Genomic DNA, 6,767 nt, shown 5'->3' on the forward strand with positions numbered 1-6,767 from the left:
TGAGCTTTTTCAGAGCCATTGCTAATAATCAATTTATCGTGTGTTGGCTATAGTATGTACAGCATTACATAATACATCAAAAAACTGATTGTCATCATGATCTGAATAGGAACCAACGGCTAGATTATCAGCTAAAAGAAGTAATAATGCCTCTGAATCAAGGCTTGAGTTCAAATGACGATGCTGTTACCACAAATATCGTCCACCAAATCATGATAATTCACCAAATTTCCGTTATGCGCCAAGGCAATACCTCGCGGACTCCCAATCCACAGAGGTTGAACATCAACTTCGCTGTAGCCTCCGGCAGTAGGATATCGTACATGAGCTATTCCGACAGTCCCTTTTAAGCGGATAAGATCATATGGCGACACAGACTCTCTGACTAACCCCAAACCATGCTTGGAATAAAAGCGATCATCACTGGTTAAAATACCGCAGGCATCCTGACCTCGATGCTGTAAATGAATAAGACTATCATAAAGCTCCGCTGCAACCGGTTCATGACTGTAAATACCAACGATCCCACACATAAGCCTTCCCTTCAAATAGCATCCAGTCCGATTATACGAGCCCTTGCACATGCAATACTTTTATTGTTTCTGCATCAGGCACCTATTCATAAATTGTGTTTCCCCGCCCCCATAATACTGCCATGAAGCTAAGAAAGTACGTCATCCAGAGGAGCTTGCGACGAAGGAATTCAGAAGATCCTTCGCTATGCTCAGGATGACGTGCAACTTAAAATGTTCTGCTCGTATCCGTTGACAACCTAAAATTCCTACGTGCCGTGTTTTATCTACGACAGCCATGGACCTAAGGCTTTGATATGAAATGTCAACGGCCTAAGTCTTTCAATTATTCAACTCAACCAATGTTCAATATTTTGTATGATTCTCTGATTAATTGAACCCGGATCTTTTTCATAACTAAAACGCTCATGAGTGATCATTTCATAAAGCTGAATGTATCGCTCAGCCAAGGTCACAATCAATTCCTCGGGAGCCTTTGGCAAAATATCGTCATTGTATGGATCACAATGATCAACGAACCATAAGCGAAGAAATTCTTTATCAATATTTTCAGGTTCCTTCCCCTCATCAAATCGCTCTCTATAACTTGCAGAAAGCCAATAACGGCTTGAGTCAGGAGTGTGAATTTCATCAACAAGCACGATGTTGCCTTCGTCGTCACGACCAAACTCATATTTGGTATCGACTAAAATAAGGCCATGCCGTGCAGCGACTTTCATACCGTGTTGAAATAACTGTAATGCATACGAACTTGCTTCGTCCCAGTCATCTTGCGTCATCCATCCTTCCGCGACTATCTCCGCAGGACTGATTGGGCGATCATGTTCGGTTTCTTTCGTTGTTGGAGTCAATATGGGATTAGGCAATAGTTGATTTTTAACTAAACCATCTGGAAATGACAAGCCACAATACTCACGAGCTCCCTTCTGATACTGAGTCCACAATGACGTACTGGTTGTGCCAGAAATATAACCTCGAACGACAAACTCAATGGGGAACACCTTACATTTTTTGGCAATAACCACGTTGGGATCAGGCACGGCAATTAAATGATTAGGCACTATTGTTTGGGTGTTTTTGAACCACCAGGCTGACGTTAAGTTCAAAACCTGACCTTTGTAGGGTACTGAAGCCAGTAAACGATTAAAGGCACTTTGTCTATCAGTGGTAACCAATATTAGTTTATCACCCAAATCATAAGTATCTCTGACCTTACCTTTATATTTTTTGCCAAAAGTAAAATCCGTATCAGTAAGACAATAAGGTATTGCAGCGGTTATTGCCTGTTTATCAATAGTATTAATATTCATAATAGTCATGAGCACTCGGGTTAAAAATAATATGGGAATTTAGTATTAGTTCTTTAAGGGAGGCGATGTTTCCAGCGTCACACTCAAACATCCACAACATGCCGTGGTGTATGTTCTGAATTCCATCAATGGCAAAATGGTCAAACAACATTTGTTTTTTCTGCAGTCCTAATAAATCATCCTTAGGAACCACCAAACAAGATAAAGACGCGGTATTACAAACCACCTCAGGCTCAACAAGATATTCTTTCCGTTCATTGTATAAAACGCCCGTTTGCTTTATTTTTTCTATTGATTCAAAATCAGATTCAATATTCCAGTGTGATGCCCGGCTTACTCGAACGTCCATTCCGAGTTGTTTCAAAGTGTTTTGTACTGTTAATGCATGATTGTCAGTGATAACCAGTTTTACCAATAACTCATAGCTGTTTTCTTTGCGCTGATAGGGCTTAATGACTATGGGTTCTGGTTGATAAGCTAATTCGCAATGCTCGAATTCCTTGCGTTCCTGAATGTAATCTCTCATTGAAAGAAATATGGGATCACCCACAGTAGTACGCTCAGGATGAGGCATCATTGCCATCACATTTCCGGATTTATTCATTATTGCTGCGCTATTAAGTAAAGAGCCATTGGGATTAACCGGGAAGTTATCAAGAATACAACCCGCTTCATCACAATATTGAAACACGCTCAGGCCTTCATTATTAATTTCCTGTAATAACTCCAAGGGCATAACAAAACGCCCTTCAGCATGAGCGATTGGCACCGAAAGAATACTGTTTTCAGATAAGTGCCGTGTAAAGGCATTGGATTTTGAATTGGTTGATGGTCGCATGCACACCCAACTATTATAAAATCCAGTTCCTAATATTTTTCCATCAAGAATGCGACGGTTCTCAGCAAGTGCGATGCAAGGCTGATAATTTTTAAGTCCAGGTACCATTCCTGTTTCAACAAGAATCTGAGCCCCATTACAAATACCTAAAACGGGCTTACCCGTCTCACTTTGACGCTGTATTTCTTTCATTACCGGATCAAGTGCTGCAATTATTCCTGCTCGTGAACGATCCTCATATGAAAATCCACCAACGATAATATAGCCATCCATTTCGCGCAGTTTGTCATGAGATTCATTCCACAAAAATTCGATGGGAGTCATTCCTGCTCGCCGAACAGCCAGCATCGTTTCTCGTTCACAATTTGAGCCTGGAAATTGTACGATTGCTATTTTCATTAGATTAATCTCACATCAGACTTACCAGATACAACCTTACCAATCTCATAAAAAGGAAAATCAGAATGATTTTTTAATACTAATCTCATTTCTTCCACAACCTCTGGAGAAACAATCATGACCATACCCATGCCCATATTAAAGGTGCGATATAACTCCTGTTCATCCAGTTGACCTAATGATTGCAGCACATTAAAAACAGGTAATATGGGGCATTTATTCTTCTCTATCTCAACAGAACAGTGAGCAGGTAACACCCTGGGTATATTTTCCAATACTCCGCCACCACTTATATGAGCCATGCCCTTAATAGAGATTTTTTGGTCTAGTAAATGAAGAATAGGCTTGGTGTAATTGATGTGAGGTGCTAACAAGGTTTCGCCAACTGTTTGCGCCAACTCAGGTAGTTTGGTATCAACGGTATAACCGCCTAAATCAAAAAATAATTTTCTGGCTAATGAATATCCATTAGTATGTAAACCGCTTGACGGAAAAGCTAACACAACATCACCCGGAAGAATATTCTTACCTAATACAGCAGCATCTTTCTCAACAACTCCGGTAATAATCCCAACCAGATCGTGTTCGCCTTTGAGATAAGTATCAGGCATTTCAGCGGTTTCACCGCCAACTAAAGAAATACCATTTTCAAGACAGGCTTTAGTCATGCCAATAATTATTTCTTCAATATGTTCTGGTTTGAGGTGAGCTGTTGCAATGTAATCTAGAAGAGTTAAAGGCTTAGCCCCCAAAACGATGATGTCATTGGTAGTTGCACTCACCAAATCAATTCCGATGGTATCAAATTTTTGCATCATGCGAGCAACAATCATTTTGGTGCCCACTCCATCAATACTTTGTACCATAATGGGGTGCTTATAATGCTCCATCAAAGGCTTTAAATCCTACATTGCCCCAAAACTGCCAATCCCGGTTAAAACCTGAGGGGAGAATGTCTTCTCAACAGTACGTTTGATTCGTCTAACAGCCTCATTTCCGGCTTCAATATCAACACCCGCTGCTTTATAATTGATGCTCGTCATTATAATAATCTCTCCCTTAAACCATGTTCCCAGGCGTGTTTTGCATCTTTAATGGACAAGTTAATTGTTGAGTTGATGTGTAATTCAGATTGCTCGATGGTATGGCCAATAACGAAATAAGGGATTAGATAGGCAGAAAATAATTTATCCAGTGTTTCTTGGTGCTGAGGCTCTATTTCGAGAATAAATCCACCACTCTCACTAAATAAACGTTTTTCAAGCGATACCGCTCCCGGTATGTTTACTTGTGCTCCAATAGAATTTTTAAAACTCATTTCAGCCAGAGCGACCGCAACCCCACCTTCGGAGATATCATGAGCAGCAAGAACCCAACCGCGCTGTATCGCTTCAGATACAGCTTGAATTTCATCATTCAGAGATTTTAAATCCGGCCGTGGAATATTAACAACCAATTTGTTAAAAACTTGGTAATAAATACTACCTCCGCACTCATCTTTACGCTCACCTATCATAATTAAACAGGAGTTAGTTTTTTTGAAATCAAAAGTTATTGCATAATCAATATCGAGTAATCGTCCCAAACAACTGATCATTGGACTTGGAGGAATAGAACCCTTGACTGATTCATTATATAAGGAAACATTACCGGCGATTACAGGTAAGCTGGCTTCGGGATAGTCTTTTAACTTAATTGCAGAGCAAGCATCAATAATCCCTCGAACTGAGTCAACAAACTCACCCATCTGCTCTGGTTTTTCCGGATTACCAAAACACAAACAATCGGTAAGTGCTACAGGGTTTGCTCCAACAGCAGTAATGTTTCGCACCGATTCAACGACTGCATTAACCGCTCCCCAATAGGCATCAATTTTATTGTATCGTGGGTTTTGATCCAAAGATAAGGCAATTCCTGTTTTCCGGATTTCCTCAGGATATTTATCTTCATTAAAGGGTTGCATCAGCCCAGCGTCTGCCCAACCAGCCTCAGTATGAGTTCGACCCTGAACTTGTTTGTCATAAGTTTCAAAAACAGGAGCTCTGGAAGCAATATTTTCATGGGCAAGCAGTTTTAACAGGATCTGATTATAATCCTGGAGTACAGGTAAATCAGGCTCAATATTCCATTGCTCTTTACTGACATAAGGACGATTGTAGACAATTCCTTGAGTAACATCTGACGCTTTAGCGCGGACTAATTCCCTACCCTGATAATTTACAACATAAAGGCCATCTGTTCTTATTTTTCCTATTACTGCAGCACGAGCACCTTCAGAAACCATAGGAAGCGCAAAGGTTTCATTATAGTGATTCAAAATGATGTCCACTAATTCAGGAGGCACCACCCACATAAACCGCTCTTGAGTTTCCGAACATAAAATAACCGAAGGTAATAAACCACTCATGCCGGTTGGAACCTGCTCCAAATCAATTTCAGCCCCGTAAGCACCTCCTGCTTCAGCAAGTTCGATACTGGCACAAGCAACCCCTCCTGCACCTAAATCTTTAAATCCTACGCGATCAATTAAGTTCTGTTCACGCAGTAATTGAAACAGCACATAATTGGCTTTAAGTATATGACGCTGAAGGAATGCATTAGGTTCCTGAACAGCCCCTTTATTACGTTCTCTGGAGTCCTCTTCCAAAGTAGTGGAGGCAAAACTGGCTCCTCCAAAACCACTATTATCTGTTGGCTTGCCGACAAGGATAAAAACATAATCATCGGCATCTTTTGGTGCATAAGAGTGAATGATGTGATCTTCTCTGACAACGCCTAAGGTTACAACCGTAACCAGACAATTTTCATTATACCCAGCATCATAGTACACATCGCCAGCTATATTAGGTATGCCTAAAGGATTCCCGTAGCCAGCAATTCCAGCAACAACCCCATCCTGAATCCAGTGTGTATGAGATCGGTTTATATCACCGAAACGAAGGCTGTCGGCTACGGCAATGACCTCTCCTCCCATACAACATACATCTCTGACATTGCCACCAACCCCTGTCGCCGCCCCTTCATAAGGAACAATCTGGGAGGGATGATTATGTGACTCATGGCTTACGATAATACCGTAGCGATTCCCTTCCCTATCCTGCGCGACAGATACAATTCCTGCGTCTTCTTTTGCTCCAAGAATTACATTCGGGCCATCGGTATTAAATTGCTTTAAATGAACGCGACTGCTTTTATAGGAACAATGCTCAGAACCTTGGATAGACCACAGCACACATTCAGCATGAGTAGGAGGTCTTTTAAGGAACTTATTTTGAATGATTAAGGCCTCATCAACAGAAAGGCTTAAATGATGGTCGTGAAGTAATTGAGCAATCGCATCTCGCGACAGCGCGGAAAAATCAAGAGTTTCAGAAAGCGTTTGCATGAATCCCTTAGACAAGAAAGTATTAACTTATGAAGGATTAGTTATCCGAATCGCCACTGCCATTAAGTTAAGAATTTGGGCCGTCATTCTGAGGAGCTAATAATGAAGACTTTCCCTGGATTCTAGAGATCCTTCGCGATGCTCAGGATGACGTATTTTTAACTTAACGGCAGTAACCTAATCTCTTCCCCAATATAGCAATAAAGTACCGATCCTGACTTTATCCTAGGGACAGTTAACATTCCGACTATCGCTGCGAGCCATGGATAGCCGAAGGCTAGGGCGAGTAGTCCCTGGTAGCC

3 protein-coding genes and 2 pseudogenes are annotated in these 6,767 nt (G+C 41.2%); all 5 read right to left on the reverse strand.

The window, feature by feature from the left end; translation table 11 throughout:
• Window positions 1-48: 48 nt before the first annotated feature.
• A pseudogene (locus Q0495_RS10640) lies at window positions 49-533 on the reverse strand (amidophosphoribosyltransferase); the annotation flags it as partial.
• A gap of 329 nt (window positions 534-862) precedes the next feature.
• Window positions 863-1,843, reverse strand: a complete 981-nt coding sequence (locus tag Q0495_RS10645; protein ID WP_298625944.1) for a phosphoribosylaminoimidazolesuccinocarboxamide synthase — start codon at window positions 1,841-1,843, stop codon at window positions 863-865.
• Window positions 1,833-3,080, reverse strand: coding sequence for a phosphoribosylformylglycinamidine synthase I (purQ, locus tag Q0495_RS10650; RefSeq protein WP_298625946.1), 1,248 nt, complete (start codon window positions 3,078-3,080; stop codon window positions 1,833-1,835). The genes Q0495_RS10645 and purQ overlap by 11 nt, the downstream gene beginning before the upstream one ends.
• Window positions 3,080-4,123, reverse strand: a pseudogene (gene purM, locus Q0495_RS10655) (phosphoribosylformylglycinamidine cyclo-ligase). Before purM ends, purQ begins: the two are co-directional and overlap by 1 nt.
• Window positions 4,123-6,465, reverse strand: a complete 2,343-nt coding sequence (gene purL, locus Q0495_RS10665; protein WP_298625950.1) for a phosphoribosylformylglycinamidine synthase subunit PurL — start codon at window positions 6,463-6,465, stop codon at window positions 4,123-4,125. The pseudogene purM and the gene purL overlap by 1 nt, the downstream one beginning before the upstream one ends.
• Window positions 6,466-6,767 lie beyond the last annotated feature (302 nt).

Source organism: uncultured Legionella sp. (genome assembly GCF_937871865.1).
In the GTDB taxonomy this organism is placed as follows: Bacteria; Pseudomonadota; Gammaproteobacteria; order Legionellales; family Legionellaceae; genus Legionella.